Below are 21,843 nucleotides of genomic sequence, written 5' to 3' on the forward strand. Positions count from 1 at the left end.
CGCGATCCGCCCGGGCGCGGCGGTGGCTCGGCCGCTCAGGCCGCCAGGGGCAGCGCGGCCCAGGCGGGCGTGCCGCGTCCCACCGCCTCGCCCACCAGCAGCAGCGCCGGCCCGCCTTCGACCCAGGCCTGGGCGGTCGCCGCCACCTCCTCCAGCGTGCCGCGCAGCACGCGCTGGCGCGACGTGCCGCCGCGTTCCACCACCGCGGCGGGGATGCGCGGGTCCATCCCCTGCGCCACCAGCCCGTCGCGGATCTCCCGCAGCATGGTGATGCCCATGTAGATCGCCAGCGTCTGCCCCGGCACGACCAGGCCGGAGACATCCACCCGCCCGTCGCGCCGGTGGCCGGTGACGAAGGTGACGGCCCGCGCCGCCTCCCGGTGCGTCAGCGGGATGCCGGCGCCGGCGGCGCAGGCCAGCGCGGCGGTGACGCCGGGGACCACCTCGCAGGCGATGCCGGCTGCCGCCAGCGCCTCGGCTTCCTCCCCGCCGCGGCCGAAGACCAGCGGGTCGCCGCCCTTGAGGCGCACCACGCGCTTGCCCTCCCGCGCCAGGCGGACCAGCAGGGCGTTGATCTCCTCCTGCCTCAGGCAGTGGTTGGCGCGGGACTTGCCGACGAAGATGCGCTCCGCATCGCGGCGGGCCAGGTCCAGCACCTCCTCGGTGCCGAGGCGGTCATGCACGATGACATCGGCCTCCCCCAGCAGCCGCAGGGCGCGCAGCGTCAGCAGGTCGCCGGCGCCCGGGCCGGCGCCGACCAGGTGGACGATGCCCGGCGGCGCGGCATCGGCCGCGTCCAGCGCGCGGGCGAGGGCGGCATCGGCCTCGGCATCGCGGCCGGCCATGGCGAGGTCGGCGGCCGGTCCGGTCAGCGCGGCATCCAGGAAGCGGCGGCGGGCGACGAGATCCGGCAGGCGGCGGCGCACCAGCGCCTTGCACCGCTCGGCCAGCGCCGCGACGCGGCCGATGGCGGGCGGCACCGCCGCCTCGATACGCTGCCGCACCTGCCGGGCGAGGACCGGCGCGGCGCCGCCGGTCGAGACCGCGATGGTCATCGGGTCCCGGTCGATGATGGCGGGCATCAGCGCGGTGCAGAGCGCCGGCTTGTCCACCACGTTCACCGGAATGCCGCGGGCGCGGCAGGCCTCCGCCAGGGCTTCGAGATCCGGCAATTCGGCATCGGCGCCGATCGCGATGGCGCAGCCTTCCAGCAGCGCCGGGTCGAAGCGGGCGGCGAGGCGGATCTCGGCGCCGGCCTGGCGCAGGGGCTCGGCCTTGCGCGCCGCGACCTCCCCGGTGCCGAGCACCAGGGCGATGCGGCCCCTGAGGTCGAGGAAGATGGGGAAATGCTGCATGCGGCGTCCCGGCGGGCCGGTCCCTGACGCGGCCTGCGCACCCGGGGGGAGCGCGCAGGCCGTTCCGGACCATGAAGTGTCGAGCGGCTTCGCGCTCCGCTCCAGAGCGGTGTCCGTTCGCCGTGGCGCGCGGCAACCGCTCCAGTTTTTTGACTCGAGGAGCATCTTCGCCCGATCAGGTCAGTCCACCTGATCGGGATCTGCTCTAATCCACGAGTGTGGCTGCGTATTCCTGGCGTGAACCGCTGCCGTCCTTCGGGATATGGGCGGCGGGCGGCGCGCTGTCCAGCAGGGCGGCGATTTCCGGCCGGCAAGACCCGCAGCCGGTGCCGGCCCGCGTGGCCTCCCCCACCGCCGCCACGCTTGTGCCGCCGCAGCCCAGGATGGCGGCGGCGGAGACGCCATGGCAGACGCAGATGGTGGGGGAGGGGGCGGGCCCCTCCGCCGGGGCGCCGGCCAGCAGGCAGCGGCGGGCGGCGCTGCCGATGGCGTCCCCGGCAAACAGCGAGACCAGCCAGTCCCGCGCCGGCAGGGCATGGTCCGGGCCGAGGAAGACCACCGCCAGCAGGCGCCCGTCCCGCAGCAGCGCGGCGCGGTGCAGCCCGGCGGCCGGATCTTCCAGCAGCACCCAGGCGGCGTCGGGTTCCGCGACCAGGGCGCGCAGCCCGGCGAAGGCCGCGGCCGGGGCGTCCACGCCGGCCAATTCGTGCCGCCAGACGCCCTCGGCCGCCGGCAGCAGGGCGGACCAGGCAGCGAGGTCCGTCCCGAGGGCGCGGCGGGCCAGGACGAAGCCGTGCCAGGCCATGGCGACGGGCGTGACGCGCACCGGCGTGTGCTTCAGTTCCGGCTGGCCGCTGACCGGGTCCACCGCCGGGTTCACCGCGGCATTCACCCGGGCGGGCGGGGCGAAGCGGTCGGTCCAGTGCATGGGCACGAAGCCAGTGCCCGGCGCCTGGCCGGGATCATGCCGCACCCGCAGCACGGCCTGGCCCCAGCGGCTTTCGATGCGGGCCAGGCTGCCTTCCGGCGGCGCGCCTTCGGGGTGCAGCGTCACGGTCGGTTCCGGCCAATGCGCCATCAGGCGCGGCACCGGGCCGGTACGGGTCATGGTGTGCCACTGGTCGCGCAGCCGCCCGGTCAGCAGGCGCAGCGGGTAGTCCGTGCTGATCTCATGCGCCGGCGGGCGGAAGGGCGTGGCGACGAAGCGCGCGGCGGGCGCCAGGCGGCCGCCCTGCGCGCCGCGCCGCGCCACCGGCCAGCGCGTCGGCGCCAGGGCGGCGTACTCCGCATCCGACAGGCCGGCGAGGCCGGAGATGTCGAAGACGCGCTCCGCCGGCCGGGCGAGGCCGGTCACCGCCGCATGCTCGCGGAAGATGTCGGCTGGCCCGGCCCAGGCGAAGGAATCGCCCCAGCCCAGGCGCCGCGCGACCTGCGAGACGATCCACCAGTCCGGCCGCGCCTCCCCCGGCCAGGGGCGGAAGCCGCGCTGGCGGCTGATGACGCGCTCGGAATTGGTGACGGTGCCGTCCTTCTCGCCCCAGCCCAGCGCCGGCAGGCGGATGCGGGCGAGGTCCATGGTGTCGGACTCGCGCGTCACGTCGGAGGCGACCAGGCAGGGCAGGCGACGCAGCGCCGCCCGCACGCTGTCGACATCCGGCATGGAGACGGCGGGATTGGTCGCCATGACCCAGAGCGCGCCGATGCGCCCTTCCGCCGCGACGCGGAACAGGTCCACCGCCTTCAGGCCGGGGCCGGGCGCGATGGCCGGCGCCGACCAGAATTCCCGCAGCGCCGCCACTTCCTCGGGCCGCGACCAGTCGAGATGCCCGGCCAGCATATTGGCCAGCGCGCCCACCTCCCGCCCACCCATGGCATTGGGCTGGCCGGTGATGCTGAAGGGGCCGGCGCCGGGCAGGCCGATGCGACCGCTCAACAGGTGGCAGTTGATGATGGCATTCGCCTTGTCCGTCCCGGCCGAGGACTGGTTGGCCCCCTGGCTGAACAGCGTGACGGTGCGCGGAGTGCCAGCGAACCAGTCGAGGAAGGTGGCGAGCGCAACGGGGTCGAGGCCGGTCTCCCCCGGCGCCGCCGCCAGCGCCGCGTCGAGGCCGGGCGCATCGCTGCGATGGCCGCGCGCATGCAGGTGGCGCAGCAGGGCGTTGAACAGCGCGACATCGCCGCCGGGCGCGATGGGCAGGTGCAGGTCCGCGCCCTCGCAGGTGGCGGTGCGGCGCGGGTCCACCACCACGATGCGCATCGCGGGCCGCGCCGCCTTGGCCGCCATCAGCCGCTGGAACAGCACCGGGTGACACCAGGCGAGGTTGCTGCCGACCAGCACCACCAGGTCCGCAAGCTCCAGGTCCTCGTACACGCCCGGGACGAGATCCTCGCCGAAGGCGCGGCGATGGCCGGCGACGGCGGAGGCCATGCAGAGGCGCGAATTGCTGTCGATGTTCCCGGTGCCGAGGAAGCCTTTCGCCAGCTTGTTGGCGGCGTAGTAGTCCTCGGTCAGCAATTGGCCGGAGACGTAGAGCGCGATGCCCTCCGGCCCATGCTCCGCCAGCGCGCGGCGGAAGCCTTCGGCCACCGCGTCCAGCGCCGCATCCCAGCTGGCGCGCTTGCCGTCCACTTCCGGATGCAGCAGGCGGCCGGGCAGGTCCAGCGTCTCCCCCAGCGCGGTGCCCTTGCTGCAGAGCCGGCCCTGGTTGGCGGGATGCGCCGGGTCGCCGCGCACCGCGCCTTCCGGCGTCGCCAGCACGCCGCAGCCGACGCCGCAATAGGGGCAGGTCGTGCGAACCGCATTCATGTCAGTACACGTCGCGCTGGTAGCGGTGCTGGCGGGCCAGGGCCACGATCCAGTCCCGCGCCTGGTCGGCATTCATGCCGCCCTGCTGCATCGCCACCTGCCGCAGCGCGGTGTCCACATCCTTCGCCATGCGGCTGGCATCGCCGCAAACATAGAAATGCGCGCCGTCCTGCAGCCAGCGCCAGAGCTCCGCGCTCTCCTCCCGCATCCGGTCCTGCACATAGACCTTCCGGGCGGTGTCGCGCGACCAGGCCAGGGAGAGGCGGGTGAGCAGGCCGGTCTGCTGCCAGCCCGCGATCTCTTGCCCGAAGAGGAAATCCGTCGCGCTGCGCTGGTCGCCGAAGAACAGCCAGTTGCGGCCCTTCGCCCCCGTCGCCTCCCGCTGCTGCAGGAAGGCGCGGAAGGGGGCGATGCCGGTGCCCGGCCCGACCATGATGACCGGCGTCGCCGGGTTCTCCGGCAGGCGGAAATGGCTGGGCTGGATATAGGCGCGCAGCGGCAGGTCGGGGCTGGCGCGGAAGGCGAGGTGGCAGGAGGCGACGCCGTCCCTGACGCGCCCGCGCCGCGTCGCCCGCACCACGCCGACGCAGAGCTCCACCTTCCCCGGCGCCGCCAGGGGCGAGGACGCGATGGAGTAGAGCCGCGGCTTCAGGGCGGGCAGCGACGCCACCAGGTCGGCGATGGGCGGCCGGGCCGAGGGGAAGGCCTGCAGCAGGTCCAGCAGGTCGGCCTCCTTCGGCTCGGCATCGTCGTCGCCATCCGACAGCTTGCGCAGCATCGCCGCCTCGCGCGGGTCCTTCGCCGCGCCGGCCAGCAGGTCCGTGGTGCGGTCCAGCGGGCGGGCGATGTCCTTCTCCTGCGCCAGCACGGGCCGCAGCGAGTCGTCGGCGCCCAGCGTGGCCATGACCGCCTCCACCAGCGCCGGGTCGTTCTCCACGATGACCCCGACCGAATCGCCGGCCTGGTAGGCCAGGCCGCTGCCGGCGAGGTCCAGCACCACATGCCGGACATCCTTGGCCGAGTCCGCGCCGGTGAGGCGCGTGGCGGCGAGGAAGCCGATCGCCTCCCCCACCGGGCCGGCCGGCTTCGGCGCCGCGGCGGGCGCCGGCGCCGCCAGGGTCGCCGCTTCGGCCAGCAGCGCCTTCAGCGCCTTGCTGGTCGGCTTGCCGCCGGGGACGCAGAGCGACGCGCTGGTCTCAGCGCCGCTCGCCAGCGCCTCGGCATAGGTCTGGCAGACATAGCCGCACTGGCCGCAATCGAGCTGCGCCATGGCCGCCATCAGCCGCCGTGGCTTCGGCTTGCCCTCGGCCAGCGCCAGCCTTTCCTCCAGCTCCAGCGCCGGGTCGTGCCACGGGAACTCCTCCTCCCCCGGTGGCGGCGGGGCAGCGGAGGCATTGGCCGGCGCGCCATCCGCCGCGCCGCCATACAGCCCGGCGAGGAAGCCGTTCAGCCAGGCGCGCTGCGCCGGGGAGAAGGGCGCGCTCTCCGGGATCAGCGGCACGGGCGCGGCGCCGGGGAAGGCGGCGCCCCAAGGGGACGGCATTGGGGAGATGGCGTTCATGCGTCCTCCAGCACGCCGAGTTCCGCCAGCGCCGCCTCGGGCTGCCGCGCGGACCACTTGGAAAAGCTCTCGCCGGCATCGCGGCCGCGCTGCCAGGCCTGCAGCAGCGCCAGCACGGCGGGGCCAAGCTCCTCCGCCGTCACCCGGCGGACCAGCCGGCCGATCTTCTGCTCCGGCCCGGCGCCGCCGCCGACATGCAGGTCGTAGCCCTCGACCATGTCCTCGCCCTGCTCGACCTTGGCGCCGAGCAGGCCGATATCCGCGACATAGTGCTGCGCGCAGGAATGGTGGCAGCCGGTCAGGTGGATGTTGATCGGCGCATCGAGGGTGATGCGCGGCTCCAGCCAGTCCGCCAGCTCCGCGGCATGGCGCTTGGTGTTGCTGGCGGCGAATTTGCAGCCGGCATTGCCGGTGCAGGCGACCAGCCCGCCGCGGATCGCGCTCGCCGCCCAGCCCAGGCCGAGCGCGGCGATGGCGGCCTGCGCCTCCGCCACGCGGGCCGCCGGGATGTCGCTGACCAGCAGGTTCTGCCAGACCGTCAGGCGCAGCGTGCCGCTGCCGAAGCGCTCGGCGATCTCGGCCAGGCCGCGCAGCCGCGCCGCGGTCAGCCGGCCGACCGGGGTGGTGACGCCGATCCAGCGCAGGCCCGGCTGCGCCTGGGCGTGGACGCCGACATGGCCGTGCTTGGCGGGCGGCGGCGGCGCGGTCCAGGCGGCGCGCTCCAGCGGGCGGCCCAGGCGCTGCTCCACCGCCGCGAGGAAGCCGTCCACACCCATGCGGTCCAGCACGTATTTCAGCCGGGCCTTGGCGCGGTCGGTGCGGCAGCCCTCGGCGATGAAGACGCGCAGGATGGCGTCGCAGACCGGCACCACATCGGCCGGCGCCACCACCACGCCCGTTTCGCGGGCGAAGTCGCGGTGGCCGGTGATGCCGCCGAGGGTCAGGGCGAAGCGCAGGCCGTCCGCGGTATGGCCCGCCGTCAGGGAGATGTCGTTGGTTTCCTGCAGCACCTCCACCATGCCGCCGCCGCTCAGGGAAATGTTGAACTTGCGCGGCAGGCCGAACAGGTCGCGGGTGTTGAGGATGTGGTGGTGCAGCGCCCGGACGATCGGCCGCGTGTCGATCAGCTCCGCCGGGTCGATGCCCGCGGTCGGGCTGGCCGTGATGTTGCGGATGTTGTCGGCGCCGGTGCCGCGCGGCAGCAGGCCCAGATCGCCGAGGCGCATCACCACCTCCGGCCCCATCCCCGCCGGGATCTCCCGGAACTGCAGGTTGGCGCGGGTGGTGACGTCCGCGTATCCGCCGGCGCAGTCTTCCGCGATGGCGGCGATGCCGCGCAGCTGCCAGGCAGAGAGGATCCCGCCCGGGATGCGCAGCCGGCACATGAAGGCATCCTGCGCCGGGCCGACATAGAACAGCCCGTGGTAGCGGCCGATGAAGTCGTCGATCGGCTTGGGGAAGCGGCCCTCGGCGGCGCGCGAGACCAGTTCGTCCCAGCGGTCCAGCGGATGCCTCTCCCGCTTCGCCTGTTCCTGCGGGACGAGCTTGCCGCCTGCGGCCAGCACGCGGTCCTGCGCGGCGCGCAGCGCATCGGGCGGGGCGCCGCCCTCGCCGGCGCCGGCCGGGCGCAGGGCGCCGCGGCGCGCCTCCACCCCGGCCATGAAGCCTTTCAGGTATTCCTGCTGTTCCGCGCTGAAACCGTCCTGGGGCATCACGCTGCCTCCCGCGCAAAGGCCGGCCCGAAGGCCAGCAGCGGCCGCAACCCGGCGACCGGCCGCCGGGTGGTGATGAGGTCGAGGTAGAAGCCGGCATCCGCCGTGTCGCCATACAGCACGGCGCCGACCAGCCTGCCGTCCCGCAGCAGCAGGCGGCGGTAGCGCTCCTCGGCCTCGTCGCGCAGGACGATGCTCTCGGCCGCGCTGTCCGCGATGTCGCCGGCCGACCAGACCGCGGTGCCGGAGACCTTCAGCGCCGCCGCATCGGCGCGCGGCGCCCATGCCGCCGCCTCGCCGGCGATGGCACGCGCCGCGACCTCCGCCTGTTCCAGCGCCGGCGCCACCAGCCCGACGCAGCGGCCGCGATGCTCGGCGCATTCGCCGACGGCGTAGATCGCCGGGTCCGCGGTGCGCATCGCGTCATCGACCAGGATGCCGCGGTTCACCGGCAGCCCGGCCTCCCGCGCCAGGGCCGCTTGCGGCCGGATGCCGACCGCCATCACCACGAGGTCCGCCGGCAGCACGCTGCCATCCGAGAGCCGCACCCCGGTCGCGCGCTCCGTGCCCTCCACCGCCATGCTGCTGGCCGGCATGGCGAAGCGGATGCCGCGGGTGCCGAGCCGCGTCGCCAGCAGCCCGCCCGCCATCGCGTCGAGCTGCCGCTCCATCGGCCAGTCCACCGCATGCACCACCGTCACCCGCATGCCGCGGGCGGCCAGGCCCACCGCGGCCTCCAGCCCCAGCAGCCCACCGCCGATGACGACGGCGCGGCCGCGGTCCTGCGCGGCCCGCAGCATGGCGCGGACATCCGCCATGTCGCGGTACAGCACCACGCCGGGCAGGCCGGCGCCCGGCAGGGGCAGGCGGATGGCGGCGGAGCCCAGCGCCAGCACCAGCCGGTCATAGGCCAGCCGGTCCCCGCGCGCCGTCACCGCCTCCCCGGCCGCGCGGTCCAGTGCCGCGATGGCGATCCCCGGGCGATAGGCGATGCCGAGGTCGCGCAGCGCCGCCAGCCTGTGGGTGATCAGGTCCTCGGCCCGCGCCTCCCCCGCCAGCAGCTTCGACAGGGCGACGCGGTCATAGGGCAAGGTGGGCTCGGCGCCGGCCAGGGTGACGCTGGCGCCGCGCACGCGTTCGGCCACCCGGGCGGCACAGCGTGTCCCCGCCGGCCCGGCCCCCACGACAAGGATGCGCATGGTGCTGTCCCCAGGCAAACCCCTCGGGGTTTGCGTTGCGATGGTCCTGAGCAGGCTTGCGTCGGAAGCCTGCTCAGGCTGCGGCGAGCGCCGGGTTGGCATGCCGGTGATGCAGGAATTCCAGCACCGCCGTGCGCGCCGCGACGAAGACCGGGTCGGCGGCCAGCGCCAGCCGGTCGCGCGGTCGCGGCAGGTTCACCGCCAGCACCTCCCCCACCGTGGCGTTCGGCCCGTTGGTCAGCATGACGATCCGGTCCGACAGCAGCACCGCCTCGTCCACGTCATGCGTGATCATGATGACGGTGGTGCCGCGCTTGGCGTGGATCTCCATCACCTGGTCCTGGAGGTGCGCCCGGGTCAGCGCGTCCAGCGCGCCGAAGGGCTCGTCCAGCAGCAGCACCTTGGGCCGCATCGACAGCGCCCGGGCGATGCCGATGCGCTGCTTCATGCCGCCGGAGATCTCGCCCGGGCGCTTGTCCTTCGCCGCGGTCATGTGGACCAGGGCGAGGTTCTCCATCACCCAGTCATGCCGCTCGGCCCGTGCCATCTTGCGGCCGACCGTCTGGTCCACCGCCAGCTTGATGTTCTCGTAGCAGGTCAGCCAGGGCAGCAGGCTGTGGTTCTGGAAGACCACGGCGCGGTCGGGGCCGGGGCCGTCGATCTCCTTCCCCTCCAGCACCACGCCGCCGGCGGTCGCGGGCAGCAGGCCGGCGACGACGTTCAGCAGGGTGGACTTGCCGCAGCCGGAATGCCCGATGACGGCAACGTATTCCCCGCGGGCGATCTGCAGGTCCACGTCCCGCAGCACCGGCACCGGGCTGCGCGGGAACTGGATGGACAGGCGGGAGATGTCGAGGAAGCGGTCCTTCGGCTGCATGGCTCAGCTCTCCTGCGTGCCGCGGGTGGCGATGCGCCCGGCGAGGGCGACGAGGCGGTCCAGCGCGAAGCCGACCAGGCCGACATAGACGAGGGCGACGATGATGTCGGGCAGGCGGGAGCTGTTCCAGGCATCCCAGACGAAGAAGCCGATGCCGACGCCGCCGATCAGCATCTCGGCGGCGACGATCGCCAGCCAGGACAGGCCGATGCCGATGCGCAGCCCGGTGAAGATGTAGGGCGCCGCGGCCGGCAGCACGATCTTCCAGAAATAGGCCGGGCCGCGCAGCCGGATGACGGCGGCGACGTTGCGGTAGTCCTGCGGCACGTTGCGGACGCCGACCGCGGTGTTGATGATGACGGGCCAGATGGCGGTGATGAAGATCACGAAGATGGCGCTGGGCTGCGCTTCCCGGAACGCCGCCAGGCTCAGCGGCAGCCAGGCCAGCGGCGGCACGGTGCGCAGCACCTGGAACAGCGGGTCGAGCCCGCGCATCGCGAAGGCCGAGGTGCCGACCAGCAGGCCGAGCGCGATGCCGACGATGCCCGCCAGCGCGAAGCCGAGTGCGACGCGCTGCAGGCTGGCGAGCAGATGCCAGCCCAGGCCCTTGTCCAGCCCGCCGCGGTCGTAGAAGGGGCTGAGGATCAGCTCATTGGCTTCCTGCCACACGGTCGAGGGCGGCGGCAGCGTCGCGCCCGGGCCGCTGGCCAGCCATTCCCACAGCCCGGCCAGGGCCAGGGTGATCAGCAGCGGCGGGACCACGCGCGCGACGACGGGCGCGAGGCGGGAGGGGCGCGGCAGCGCCGCCGGCAGGGGGGTGGAGGCCGGGGCGGTCGCCGCCACCGGCTTCGTCGAGATCATCGTCATGGTCGGGTGCCCCTGCTCAGGTACCGGGCGAACGCTTGATGGCCAGGCTGGCGAGGTAGGCCGCCGGGTTGGCGGGGTCGAAGACCTTGCCGTCGAAGAAGGTCTCCGGCCCGCGGCTGGTGCCGGACGGCGTCTCCCCGTTCGGCACGCCGGCGCGGGCGGCGGCGGCGCGCCAGATGCCTTCCCGGTTCACCTGTGCGATCAGGCCGCGCGTGTCGGTCTCCGCCGGCATGATGCCCCAGCGGATGTTCTCGGTCAGGAACCAGAGGTCGTGGCTGTGGAAGGGGTAGCTGGCATGGTCGCGCCAGAACTTCATGGTGATGTCGTAGTTGGTGGTGCTGCGGCCGTCGCCGTAGTTCACCTCGCCCCGCATCCGGCCGAGGATGTCGGCGGTCGCCACGCCCAGATAGGCGCGGCGGCCGATGATGTTGCACATCTCCTCCTTGTTCGCCGGCACGTCGCACCAGCGCTGCGCCTCGATCACCGCCGCCGTCAGGGCCTCGGCCGCGCGCGGGTGCTTCTCGGCGAAGTCGGCGCGCAGGGCGAAGGATTTCTCCGGGTGGTCCTTCCACAGCTCCCCGGTCACCAGCGCGGTGTAGCCGAGGTTCTGGGAGACCAGCTGGGCATTCCAGGGCTCGCCGACGCAGAAGGCGTCCATGGTGCCGACGCGCATGTTCGCCACCATCTGCGGCGGCGGGACGACGATGGTCTGCACCTCCCGGTCCGGGTCGATCCCGCCGGCGGCCAGCCAGTAGCGGATCCACATGTCGTGGGTGCCGCCGCGGAAGGTCATGGCGAATTTGCTCTCGGCATTCATCGCCCGCTTCAGGGCGCCGGCATCCAGCCTGGTGCCCAGCGCCTTGTGCTTCTCGGCGACCGAGATCGCCTGGCCGTTGGTGTTGAGCCGGGCGGTGATCACCATCGCCACCGGCTGGTTGTTCTGCGTCACCCGGCCGGCGGTCATCAGGTAGGGCATCGGCGTCAGGATATGCGCCCCGTCGATGCCGCCCCGCTCCCCGCCGAGCACCAGGTTGTCGCGCGTCGCGCCCCAGCTCGCCTGCTTGTTCACCTCGACATCCGGCATGCCGTGCTTGGCGAAGAAGCCCTTCTCCTTGGCGATGATGACCGGCGCGCTGTCCGTCAGCGCGATGTAGCCGAGCGTGGCCTTGCGCACCTCCGGCGTGGTGGTCCCTTGGGCGAAGGCGCCGCGCGGGGTGGCGGCGCGGGCGGCGGCCAGCAGCGCGGCGGTGGCCGCGATGGCGTTGCGGCGGGTGAGGCTCATCGGGTCGTCTCCGGCAGGTCGGCTGGGGGTGGGCTGGGGGCGGGGGGCTCGACCTCCCGCAGGCGGGCGGCGGCGGCCCGCCAGATGTCCTGGCGCCAGGGGGCGAGGGCGGTGCTGTCCGCGATGCCGGCGGGCAGGTGGCCCCAGCGGCGCATCTGCCGCAGCCACCAGGCCGCCTGGTCGCGCCGCGGCAGCGTCGCCGTGCGGAAGCGCATGGGCGCGGCCTGCGGGATGCCTTCCGCCGTGCCGTCGAAGGCGGCCGCGACCTCGGCGGCATCGAGCGCGGGGAAGAGCCGGCGGCGGAGGATCGCCACCGCCTCCCGCGTGTTCTCCGGCGCGTCCAGCCAGCGCGTGGCGGCGATGACGGCGGCGGTGCAGGCGGTGGCGCTCTCGGGGTCCTGCAGCGCATAGCCGGCGGCGAAGGCCAGCACCTTCTCCGGATGGTTCGGCCAGATGTCGCCGGAGGACAGCGCGATGGTGCCGATGCCGAGGGACGCCGCGTGGCTGCCCCAGGGCTCCCCGGCGCAGAAGCCGTCGATGGCGCCATCGGCCAGGCGCCGGGCGCAGAGCGGCGGCGGCACCGTCACCAGCCGCAGGTCGCGGTCGGGGTCGAGCCCCCCGGAGGCCAGCCACCAGCGCAGCAGGTAGTTGTGCGAGGAATAGGGGAAGACCACCGCCAGCGTCACCGGCCGGCCGGCATCGGCGCGGCGGCGGGCGGCGGCGGCGAAGCTGGCGGCGGGCAGCGGCCGGGGGAAGCGGCCGATCTCCTCGGCCAGCGGCCGGGAGAGCGTCAGGGTATTGCCGTTGGCGCCCAGCCCGGCGCCGACCGTGACCTGCGCCTTCACCCCATCCAGCCCGGCGGCGAGGGCGATGGGCATCGGCCCCAGCAGCTGCGCGGCATCCAGCGCGCCGAAGGCCAGCTTGTCCCGCACCGCCGCCCAGGCGGTCTCGGCCGAGAGGCTGACCCGCAGCCCGACGCCGTCGAACAGCCCGAGCTCCTCGGCCACCAGAAGCGGCGCGGCATCGGTGAGCTGGAGGAAGCCGAGGCGGAGGGTGCGCAGCGCCGGGCGGCGCGACACGGCACGGGCCGGCGGGGATTCGGGATCCACGGTCTCGGACGGCATGCGGGCGGACCTCCGGCACCCCGGAAGGGGTGTCAGTGCGGGCCGCCATTGGACCGCATGGGGTGGGGCGCTGCCGGTGGCCGAAGCCAGGCTTCGGGGGAACCGGGGACCCGCGCCGTTGCGGGTCCTCGCGCCCCGTCAAGAAACCCGAAGCCTGCTGCCTATGTCAAGGGCAATGAGCGATTTGCGTGCAGATATGGTGGTGCGCGCGAAATAATGGCGATTGATCGGGCTTTATGCACTGTTTTTGTGCAGAACCTCGCTGGCGATGGCCGCCAGCCGCTGTCCGCGGTCCATCGCCATCCGCCGCAGCCGCCGATAGGCCTCGGGCTCGGTCAGCTTATGCGTCTGCATCAGCACCGCCTTGGCGCGGTCGACCAGCCGCCGCTCCTCCAGGTCCTGCTTCGCCGCCGCCAGCTCCTGCCGCAGGGCCTGATGGGCACGGAAGCGGCGGATCGCCACCTCGATCACCGGCCGCACGCGGGACGGGGCCATCCCCTCCACCACATAGGCGGCGACGCCGGCTTCCAGCGCCGCCTCGATCTGCTCCGGCTCCGCCTTCTCGGCGAACAGCACCACCGGCCGCGGCTCGTCCCGGTGCAGGGCGCGCATGCCCTCCAGCTCGTCGCGGGAGGGATCGTCGAGGCCGCAGACGATCACCTCCGCGCCGCTGTCGCGGACGGCGCGCGTCAGCTCCGTCGTCCCGGTTGCCACGCCCACCACCAGGCAGCCGGCCGCGGTCAGCCCGGCCTCGACGGCCGCGGCGCGGTCGCTGTCGCTGTCCACAAGCAAGACTCGCAGTGTCCGGCCCCCTGGCGCGCCCGGGCCGCCCCCGGCCCGTGTCCCGGCCATGGCACGGATCATGCCGCGATACGGTGGTGGACGCGCTGCCCCCTTCGCGGCAGCATCCCGCCCAGGGGAAGGCGACGGGAAACGCGATGCCGCACTGCCTTGGCCGCCGCGCGCTGCTGGCCGCCGGCCTCGCCGCCGGCCCCGCCGCTGCCCAGCAGGAGGGCTGGCCTGCCCGCCCGGTGCGCATCGTGGTGCCCTTCACGCCCGGCGGGTCCAACGACGCCATCGCCCGGCCGCTGGCCGAACGGCTGCAGGGCCGCTTCGGCCAGCCCTTCGTCGTCGAGAACCGGCCCGGCGCCGGCAGCGCCGTGGGTGTTGGCCTGGTGGCGCAGGCGCCGTCGGACGGGCACACGCTGCTGCTCACCACCTCCTCCGTCGCCGCCATCGGCCCGGTGCAGGGGACGGGCTTCGACCCGGTGCGGGAGCTGGAGGCGGTGGCGCTGCTGGCCCGGGCGCCGCTGGTGGTGCTGACGCCGCCCGCCTCGCCGCTCGATGGCATCGCCGCGCTGGTGGCGGCGGACCGCGCCCGGCCGGGCAGCCTGCACTACGCCAGCTCCGGCCCCGGCAGCACCACGCATATCGCCACGGAATTGTTCAACCTGCGCGCCGGCACGCGGCTGCAGCACGTGCCCTATCGCGGCACGGCCGGGGCGCTGACCGACCTGGTGGCGGGGCGGGTGGACCTGATGTTCACCACCATCGCCAGCGCCGCCGGGCAGATCCGTGGCGGGCTGCTGCGGATCATCGCCTATACGGGCGAGGAGCGGCCGGACGGGACGCCGGCGGCGCCCACGGTGCGCGCCGCCGGCATCCCCTACGAGTCCGGCATCTGGTGGGGCCTGTTCGCCCCGCGCGGCCTGCCGCCCGCCCTGCGGGCCGCCCTGAACGCCGCCGCCGCGGAAGCGCTGGGGGAGCCGGGCTTCGGCCGCTACCTGGCGGCCGAGGGCGCCATCCCGGCGCCGCTGCCGCCCGACCGCTTCGCCGCCTTCCTGGCGGCCGAGGTGACGGCCATGCGGGAGGTGGTGGCGGCCGCCCGCATCCGGGCGGATTGACGCGGCGCGGCGCCGGCCTTCCGATGGCGCCGGGGCAGGGCATGCCCGGATGGCCTCGTCCGGCCATGCGCCGCTGCCCCGCGACCAAGGGACCGGGGCATGCGGCGCGGGCGACCGCCGACCTGGCATGGCCCCGCGCGGCGGAGGGAGCGGGCGGTGGCGGGCATCCTGGTGATCGGCGGCGGCATCGGCGGCCTGACCCTCGCCCTCTGCCTGCATCGCCAGGGCATCCCCTGCACGGTGCTGGAGGCGGCGGCGGAGATCCGGCCGCTGGGCGTCGGGGTGAACATCCTGCCGCATGCCGCGGCGGAGCTCGCCCGGCTGGGGCTGGCGGAGGAATTGCAGCGCCTGGGCGTCGCGCCGGCGGAGGCGCGCTTCTTCAACCGCTTCGGCCAGCATGTGCATGCCGAGCCGCTGGGCCGCGCCGCCGGCTACGACCACCCGCAGCTGTCGCTGCACCGCGCCGACCTGCATGGCGCGCTGCTGGCGGCGGTGCGGGAGAGGCTGGGGGAGGGCGCGGTGCGGCTCGACCACCGGGTCGCGCGGGTGGAGCAGGACGAGCAGGGCGTGACCGTGGTGTTCACGCCGGGGCGGGGCGGCGCCATGCCGCCGCCGCTGCGCGGCAGCGTGGCGATCGGCGCCGACGGCATCCATTCGGCGCTGCGCCGGCAGCTCTACCCGGCCGAGGGCGAGCCGAAATACACCGGCTACAACATGTGGCGCGGGGTGACGCGCTGGCCGCCCTTCCTCGGCGGTGCCGCCATGACGCGCGCCGGCTGGCTGAAGACCGGCAAGATGGTGCTGTACCCGATCCGCGACCATGCGGACGGCACCCAGCTGCTGAACTGGGTGTTCGAGGTGGAGACCGAGACCCACCGGTCCCGCCGCGACTGGAACCGGCCCGGCGAGGTCGAGGATATCCTGCCCTGGGTGCGCGACTGGGCCTTCGACTGGCTGGACGTGCCGGCGATGCTGCGCGCCAGCGAGGTGGTGCTGGAATTCCCCATGGTGGACCAGGACCCGTTGCCGCGCTGGACCTTCGGCCGCGTCACGCTGCTGGGCGATGCGGCGCACCCGATGGTGCCGCGCGGGTCGAACGGCGCCGGCCAGTCCATCCTCGACGCGCGCTGCCTGGCCGACCTGCTGGCGCGGCACGGGGAGGATGCGGAGGCGGCGCTGCGGGCCTATGAGGCCGTGCGCCTGCCCGCCACCACCCAGGTGGTGCTGACCAACCGGACCAACCCGCCGGATGCGATCCTGCGGGAGGTGTTCCTGCGCACCAGCGACCGGCCCTTCGGCCGGATCGAGGAGGTGATGTCGCGGGAGGAGATGCTGGCCATCACCGGCGGCTACAAGCGCGTCGCGGGCTACGACCTGGCGACGCTGCAGGCCCACAGGGGCTGAGGCGCGGGCTGAGACACGGGCTGAGACGGAAGGACGAGCGATGCGGAACACCGAGGAGATCTGGCGCCTGGTCGATGCCAAGCGGGACCCCTTCCAGGACCTGTCCGACCGCGTCTGGGGCATGCCGGAACTGGCCTATACCGAGACCCGGTCCTGCGCCGAGCACACGGAGATGCTGCGGCAGCAGGGCTTCCGGGTGACCGAGAAGGTCGCCGGCATCCCGACCGCGGTGATGGGCGAGGCGGGGGAGGGCGGGCCGGTCATCGCCATCCTCGGCGAATACGATGCCCTGCCGGGGCTGAGCCAGGAGGCCGGCGTCGCCGAGCCGAAGCCGCTGCCCGGCCCCGGCTTCGGCCATGGCTGCGGCCACAACCTGCTCGGCTCCGCCTCCCTGCTCGCCGCCGCGGCGGTGAAGGACTGGCTGGCCGCCAACAACCTGCCGGGCCGCGTGCGCTACTATGGCTGCCCGGCCGAGGAAGGCGGCGCCGCCAAGGGCTTCATGGTGCGCGACGGCGCCTTCAAGGACGTCGACATCGCCATCTCCTGGCACCCGGCGGCCTTCTGCGCGGTGAACGAGCCGGTGAGCCTGGCGAATACCCGCATCGACTTCAGCTTCACCGGCCGCGCCAGCCATGCCGCCGCCGCGCCGCATCTCGGCCGCAGCGCGCTGGATGCGGTCGAGCTGATGAATGTCGGCGTGAACTACATGCGCGAGCACATGCCGAGCGACGCGCGCATCCACTACGCCTATCTGGATGCCGGCGGCGTCGCCCCCAACGTTGTGCAGCCGACCGCCAAGGTGCGCTACCTGATCCGGGCGCGGGACCTGGTGGAGCTGCGCGCGCTGATCACGCGCGTGCGCAAGATCGCCGATGGCGCCGCGCTGATGACCGAGACGAAGGTGGAGGCCAAGGTGGTCTCCGGCGTGTCCAACCTGCTGGGCAACACGCCGCTCGAGCGCGCGATGCAGAACAACCTGGACCGGCTGGGCCCGCCGCCCTTCGACGACCTGGACCGCGCCCGCGCCGCGGAGTTCCAGGCGACGCTGTCCGACGAGGACATCAGCACCGCCTGGCGCAAGATGGGCCTGCCGGTGCGCAAGGGCGTGCCGCTGTGCGACGTGATCGTCCCGCTGGAGGTCAAGGGCGCGCCCATGGTCGGCAGCACCGATGTGGGCGACGTGTCCTGGGTGGTGCCGACGGTGCAGGCGCGCGGCGCGACCTATGCCATCGGCACGCCCGGCCATTCCTGGCAGCTGACGGCGCAGGGCAAGCTGCCGGCGGCGCACAAGGGGATGATCCATGTGGCGAAGGTGATGGCCGGCACGGCGGTGGACTGCCTGCTGGACCCCGGCCTGGTCGCCGCCGCCAAGGCCGACCTGGCGGAGCGGACGAAGGACAACCCCTACGAGCCCGTGCTGTCGCCCGACGTGCAGCCGCCCTTCGACATGTCGAAGACAGCGGCCTGATGCCGGACGCCCCGCGACCGAAGCTGGCCGAAACCTTCGTGGATCCTTCGGTCCGGCTGCGGGATGTGGCGATCGGCCGGCGCTGCGAGGTGCTGGCCGGCTGCGCCCTGGAATACGCCACGCTGGGCGACGGCAGCTATCTCGGCCGCCGGTGCAGCGTGGCGGATGCGACGATCGGGAAATTCTGCGCCATCGCCACCGATGTGCGGATCGGCCCGCCCGATCACCCGATGGAGCGGCCGGCGCAGCACCGCTTCACCTATTGCCCGGAATACTACGATGCGGCGCAGACCCGCGACCATGCCTTCTTCGAGCGCCGGCGCGCCGCGCGGGTGACCATCGGGCATGATGTCTGGATCGGCCATGGGGTGACGGTGCTGGCCGGCGTCACGGTGGGCAGCGGCGCGGTGCTGGCGGCGGGCGCGGTCGTCTCGCGCGACGTCGCGCCCTATGCGGTGGTGGGCGGCGTGCCGGCGCGGCCGATCCGCGACCGCTTCCCGCCGGGCATCGCGGACCGCCTGCTGCGCATCGCCTGGTGGGACTGGCCCTTCGAGACCATCATGGACCGGCTGGCCGCGTTCCAGTCGGACGATGTCGCGGCCTTCTGCGCGCGCTGGGATCCCGGGCGGGGCGCTGCGGGGCCGCCATGACGATGCGACGCATCGTCATGGGGTGCCCCTGTCCTCTCCCGAACCCTCTCCCGCCGGGGAACGGACCGGCGCCGACCGCCGTCCGGGTTGATCGCCGGGGGGAAGGCCCCGGCGGGGCCTGCCTCCAGGCGATGACCCGGGCCGGTCCAGGGGGCGCCTGACCCCTGGCGGGTGGAGCTCGCGGAGGGCAGCGCCCTCCTCGAAGGCGGCGCTACTCGGCGAATTCCGGCGGCGGGTCGTCGAGCCCGTCCGGCACCACCGCCAGCGGGTCGCGGGCCAGCAGCCCGGCATCGTTCTCCGCCACCTTGTTCACGCGCGGGGTCACCGGCCAAGCCGCCACCATCGCCTCGGGGCAGGGGCGCAGCAGGCCGAGCAACTCCTCCGCCTCGGCCGGCGCCTCGCCCAGCCAGCGGTCCCAGGCTTCCCGCGGCAGGATCACCGGCATGCGGTGATGCATCGCCGCCAGCTTGTCGTTGGCATCGGTGGTGACGATGGTGCAGGTGCGCAGGATGGTCCCGTCCGGCGCGCGCCAGCCCTCCCACAGCCCGGCCAGCGCCATGGGCGCGCCATCGGCCAGCGCCACGGCGAAGGGCTGCTTGGACTTGCCCTCGGTGCGCCATTCGTAGAAGCCGTCGGCCGTGACGATGCAGCGGCGCTTGCGGAAGGCCTCGCGGAAGGCCGGCTTCTCCGCGATGCTCTCGGATCGCGCATTGATCATCTTCGCCGCGCCGGACGGGTCCTTGGCCCAGCGCGGCACCAGCCCCCAGCGCAGCGGGTCCAGGTGGCGCAGCCCGGTTTCCGGATGCCGTCGCACCACCAGCGCGTCCTGGGTGGGCGCGCGATTCCAGCTGGCCGCGAAGTTGGGCAGGGGGTTCACCGTCTCGAAATACCGGGCCACCGCGGCCGGGCCGCGCTGCTGGAAATAGCGTCCGCACATCCGGGGATGATGGGGATGCGCGGGGCCGATGTCGATCCGGGGCGGGGCCGCGCGTCATGGGGGCAGCGGCGCCGATCCCCGGCGCCGCGGGACGGGAGGGACCACCGTGGCCGAGCTTGAGATCCTGGGCATTCCGCAGAGCAATTTCGTCTGGGCCTGCCGCCTGGCGGCGGCGGAGAAGGGCGTGCCCCACAGCCTCCTGCCGCTCATGCCGCATGCGCCGGAGGTCAAGGCGATCAACCCGACCGGCAAGGTGCCCGCCATGCGCCATGGCGCGGTGACGCTGGGGGAGAGCCGGGCGATCTGCGGCTATATCGACGCCGCCTTCGACGGGCCGAGGCTGATCCCCGCCGACACCGCCAAGGCCGCGCTGGTCGAGCAATGGGCGTCGATCGTCAACACGGTCGTCGAGCCGGTCTGCGTGCGGCAGTACCTGATGGGCTATTTCTTCCCCGGCACCCCCGACGGCAGCCCGAACCGCGCGGTGATCGACCCCGCCATCCCGAAGATGCAGGACCAGCTGCGGATGCTGGACCAGGCGGTGGCGGCCACCGGCTTCCTGGCGGGGGATGCGTTCAGCCTGGCCGATGTCTTCCTGGTGCCGAACCTGGTCTACCTGTCCAGGGCGCCGGAGAGCGGGGCGCTGCTGAAGGAGCTGCCGGCGCTGTCGGCCTATCTGGACCGCATGCTGTCGCGGCCGACGGTGCAGGCCACCATCCCGCCGCCCATTCCGACCTAGCGGCCGCGGGCGTCCCGCGCCGGGGCGGCCCACCCCGCGTCCCGGCGCGGGATGCGGGGCGGGCCGCGCCTCAGCGGTGGCGCAGATACAGCGGCGTCTCGCCCATCACGCGGAAGGCGTGGTCGGCGGCGAAGAGGTCGGCATAGTGCAGCACATGCGCTTCCGGGTTGCGGCCATGGAAGGGCGCGTTGGTGGCATGGGTGGCGACCGTGCTGACCACGGCATGGGCGAAGCCCAGCTCCTTCAGCAGCATGGCGCCGATCACGCCATGCGGCAGTTCGTGGTACAGGTCCGTATGGACGGCGCCGCCGCCGTTCCGTCGGTAGAGCAGCGGCTTGTCCACATCGTGCAGGATGAGGATGGGGACCAGCACCTCCGGGTCCAGCGCCTGGCCCCAGTCCTCGGCGGCACGGGCGCCGAGGTCCAGGCCGGCGCGCGTCACCTCGTTCACGTGCTGCATCAGCGGGAAGAAGCCGGTCCCGGGGGAGAAGGGCATGTCCTCCAGCCGCTCATGGGAGGAGGAGGCCCAGGCGCTGACCCAGGCCGTCACGATCGCCTCCTGCATCGGCGCCGAGACGCGGTCGAGGCCATAGAGCCAGGCGCGCACCGCCTCGCGCCGCCAGTTGCTGCCGCGGTCGATGCTGTAGGGCTGGGTCATGCTGCGAAGGCTCCGCATTCGGCGATCCGGCGGCGGAGCTTCGCAGCGCCCGCCGCGCCGGTCATCGGCGTGGGATGGGGGGCGGCGCGAACCCGCACGGATGTCGCGCGGCTCACGCCAGGCGATCCGGGCCTGCGCGGCCAGCGCCGCCCCGGCCACCGGATCCGGCTCAGTCGATCCGGATATCGGCCTTCTTCACCATGTCGGCGAAGAAGGCGATCTGCTGCTCGCGGAAGGCGGCGAACTCGTCCAGCGTGTTGGCCCGCGTCAGCGCGCCCAGGCCGGTCAGCTTCGCCAGCACCGCCGGGTCGCGCACCACCGCGTTCAGCTCCGCGTTGAGCTGCTGCAGGATCTCCCGCGGCGTGCCGGCCGGGGCGAAGACGCCGTTCCATTCCCAGGTCTCGAAGCCCGGCAGGAACTCCGCCATGGCCGGCACGCCCGGCAGCACCTCGATCGGCCGCGGCCCGCAATGCGCCAGGCAGACCGCCTGGTTGCCCTGGGTCAGCGGCAGGGTGCTGGGCACGTTGCTGAATTGCAGCGGCACCCGCCCCGTCGTCAGGTCGTTCCGCGACGCCGCGATCTCCCGGTAGACGATGTGGTTGATCTTCACCCCGGCCAGCATGTTGAACAGCTCGAGCGAGACATGCTGCACCGTGCCGATGCCGGTGGAGGAACAGTCGAGCTTCCCCGGCATCCGCTTCGCCAGGTCGATCAGCTCGGGCACCGTCTTGGCCTCGAATTGCGGCCAGCGCATCAGCGTGTTGGGCGTGACCATGGTGAGGAAGATGGGCAGCAATTCCCGCCGCGTGTCGTAGGGCAGGCGGGCGCCGAACAGCGACGGGTTCACCGAATGCGCCGTCGCGTCATACAGCAGGGTGTAGCCGTCGCCGGTGGCGCGGGCGACCGCCTGGGCGGCCAGCGTCCCGGCGGCGCCCGGCCGGTTCTCCACCGCGAAGCCCTGGCCCATGCGCTCGGCCAGGGCCCCGAAGACGATGCGGCAGACCACGTCGGCCGTCCCGCCCGGGCTGTAGGCATTCACCACGCGGACGGAGCGGTTGGGATAGCGCCCCTGCGCCAGGGCGGGGGCGGCCAGGGCGGGGGCGGCCAGGGCGGCGCCGGCCAGCGCCAGCAGGGCGCGGCGGCGCGGCCGCGATTGCGTCGGCATTCTCGGGGTCCCTCCAGACCGCTTCGTTGCGCCGAGTGTGCGGCGGGCCCGCCGAGGGGGCAAGCGCGCCGGCACGCCCGCGCATCGACGCCGGACAGGATCGGGGGCGGCGCCGTCGCGGCCGCGACAGGCCCG

18 protein-coding genes are annotated in these 21,843 nt (G+C 73.8%); 5 read left to right on the forward strand and 13 right to left on the reverse strand.

Annotated features, from left to right (window positions below; translation table 11 throughout):
- Positions 1 to 35: 35 nt before the first annotated feature.
- From cysG to E2C05_RS16145, 10 genes are all read right to left on the reverse strand, one after another.
- Positions 36 to 1,355 (reverse strand): siroheme synthase CysG, encoded by a 1,320-nt coding sequence (cysG, locus tag E2C05_RS16100; protein ID WP_133220669.1) that lies wholly within the window; start codon positions 1,353 to 1,355, stop codon positions 36 to 38.
- 205 nt (positions 1,356 to 1,560) lie between these two features.
- Positions 1,561 to 4,161 (reverse strand): nitrate reductase, encoded by a 2,601-nt coding sequence (locus E2C05_RS16105; protein ID WP_133220670.1) that lies wholly within the window; start codon positions 4,159 to 4,161, stop codon positions 1,561 to 1,563.
- A gap of 1 nt (position 4,162) precedes the next feature.
- Positions 4,163 to 5,722, reverse strand: a complete 1,560-nt coding sequence (locus E2C05_RS16110) for a sulfite reductase subunit alpha (RefSeq protein ID WP_200305892.1) — start codon at positions 5,720 to 5,722, stop codon at positions 4,163 to 4,165.
- Positions 5,719 to 7,434: a NirA family protein gene (locus E2C05_RS16115; RefSeq protein WP_133220671.1), complete on the reverse strand. Its 1,716-nt coding sequence runs from the start codon at positions 7,432 to 7,434 to the stop codon at positions 5,719 to 5,721. The genes E2C05_RS16110 and E2C05_RS16115 overlap by 4 nt, the downstream gene beginning before the upstream one ends.
- A complete protein-coding gene (locus E2C05_RS16120) occupies positions 7,434 to 8,633 on the reverse strand; it encodes an NAD(P)/FAD-dependent oxidoreductase (RefSeq protein WP_133220672.1) in 1,200 nt (399 codons plus the stop codon). Before E2C05_RS16120 ends, E2C05_RS16115 begins: the two co-directional genes overlap by 1 nt.
- A 73-nt stretch (positions 8,634 to 8,706) precedes the next feature.
- A complete protein-coding gene (locus E2C05_RS16125; RefSeq protein ID WP_133220673.1) occupies positions 8,707 to 9,510 on the reverse strand; it encodes an ABC transporter ATP-binding protein in 804 nt (267 codons plus the stop codon).
- Positions 9,511 to 9,513: 3 nt separating this feature from the next.
- On the reverse strand, positions 9,514 to 10,377 hold the full coding sequence (gene ntrB / locus E2C05_RS16130) for a nitrate ABC transporter permease (RefSeq protein ID WP_133220674.1): 864 nt from the start codon (positions 10,375 to 10,377) through the stop codon (positions 9,514 to 9,516).
- A 16-nt stretch (positions 10,378 to 10,393) separates the two neighbouring features.
- On the reverse strand, positions 10,394 to 11,659 hold the full coding sequence (locus tag E2C05_RS16135; protein ID WP_133220675.1) for a CmpA/NrtA family ABC transporter substrate-binding protein: 1,266 nt from the start codon (positions 11,657 to 11,659) through the stop codon (positions 10,394 to 10,396).
- Complete coding sequence (locus E2C05_RS16140; RefSeq protein WP_133220676.1) at positions 11,656 to 12,783, reverse strand: CmpA/NrtA family ABC transporter substrate-binding protein; 1,128 nt, start codon at positions 12,781 to 12,783, stop codon at positions 11,656 to 11,658. The genes E2C05_RS16135 and E2C05_RS16140 overlap by 4 nt, the downstream gene beginning before the upstream one ends.
- Before the next feature lie 234 nt (positions 12,784 to 13,017).
- Positions 13,018 to 13,569 (reverse strand): ANTAR domain-containing response regulator, encoded by a 552-nt coding sequence (locus E2C05_RS16145; protein WP_240046760.1) that lies wholly within the window; start codon positions 13,567 to 13,569, stop codon positions 13,018 to 13,020.
- Positions 13,570 to 13,721: 152 nt separating this feature from the next.
- On the opposite strand from E2C05_RS16145, the gene E2C05_RS16150 reads away from it, so the two are divergent.
- The 4 genes from E2C05_RS16150 to E2C05_RS16165 all read left to right on the forward strand — a co-directional run bounded on the left by E2C05_RS16150 (position 13,722) and on the right by E2C05_RS16165 (position 18,209).
- Positions 13,722 to 14,687: a Bug family tripartite tricarboxylate transporter substrate binding protein gene (locus E2C05_RS16150; RefSeq protein ID WP_133220677.1), complete on the forward strand. Its 966-nt coding sequence runs from the start codon at positions 13,722 to 13,724 to the stop codon at positions 14,685 to 14,687.
- 156 nt (positions 14,688 to 14,843) lie between these two features.
- Positions 14,844 to 16,091 carry a flavin-dependent oxidoreductase gene (locus E2C05_RS16155; RefSeq protein ID WP_240046759.1) on the forward strand — a complete coding sequence of 416 codons (1,248 nt, stop codon included), beginning with the start codon at positions 14,844 to 14,846 and terminating at the stop codon, positions 16,089 to 16,091.
- A gap of 40 nt (positions 16,092 to 16,131) precedes the next feature.
- Positions 16,132 to 17,559 carry a M20 family metallopeptidase gene (locus E2C05_RS16160; RefSeq protein ID WP_133220679.1) on the forward strand — a complete coding sequence of 476 codons (1,428 nt, stop codon included), beginning with the start codon at positions 16,132 to 16,134 and terminating at the stop codon, positions 17,557 to 17,559.
- Positions 17,559 to 18,209, forward strand: coding sequence for a DapH/DapD/GlmU-related protein (locus E2C05_RS16165; protein WP_133220680.1), 651 nt, complete (start codon positions 17,559 to 17,561; stop codon positions 18,207 to 18,209). Before E2C05_RS16160 ends, E2C05_RS16165 begins: the two co-directional genes overlap by 1 nt.
- A gap of 211 nt (positions 18,210 to 18,420) precedes the next feature.
- Here the strand turns inward: E2C05_RS16165 and E2C05_RS16170 are convergent, their stop codons facing one another.
- On the reverse strand, positions 18,421 to 19,146 hold the full coding sequence (locus E2C05_RS16170) for an SOS response-associated peptidase (RefSeq protein WP_133220681.1): 726 nt from the start codon (positions 19,144 to 19,146) through the stop codon (positions 18,421 to 18,423).
- Positions 19,147 to 19,252: 106 nt separating this feature from the next.
- On the opposite strand from E2C05_RS16170, the gene E2C05_RS16175 reads away from it, so the two are divergent.
- The gene (locus tag E2C05_RS16175) at positions 19,253 to 19,885 is read left to right on the forward strand and encodes a glutathione S-transferase family protein (protein ID WP_158292163.1); all 633 of its coding nucleotides are present in this window, start codon (positions 19,253 to 19,255) and stop codon (positions 19,883 to 19,885) included.
- 70 nt (positions 19,886 to 19,955) lie between these two features.
- Here E2C05_RS16175 and E2C05_RS16180 read toward each other — a convergent pair whose 3' ends face one another.
- Positions 19,956 to 20,543, reverse strand: a complete 588-nt coding sequence (locus E2C05_RS16180) for an HD domain-containing protein (protein ID WP_158292164.1) — start codon at positions 20,541 to 20,543, stop codon at positions 19,956 to 19,958.
- A 169-nt stretch (positions 20,544 to 20,712) separates the two neighbouring features.
- Positions 20,713 to 21,708, reverse strand: coding sequence for a tripartite tricarboxylate transporter substrate-binding protein (locus E2C05_RS16185; RefSeq protein ID WP_133220684.1), 996 nt, complete (start codon positions 21,706 to 21,708; stop codon positions 20,713 to 20,715).
- Between the last annotated feature and the right edge of the window lie 135 nt (positions 21,709 to 21,843).

This window comes from Paracraurococcus ruber (genome assembly GCF_004353985.1).
Lineage (GTDB): Bacteria > Pseudomonadota > Alphaproteobacteria > Acetobacterales > Acetobacteraceae > Paracraurococcus > Paracraurococcus ruber.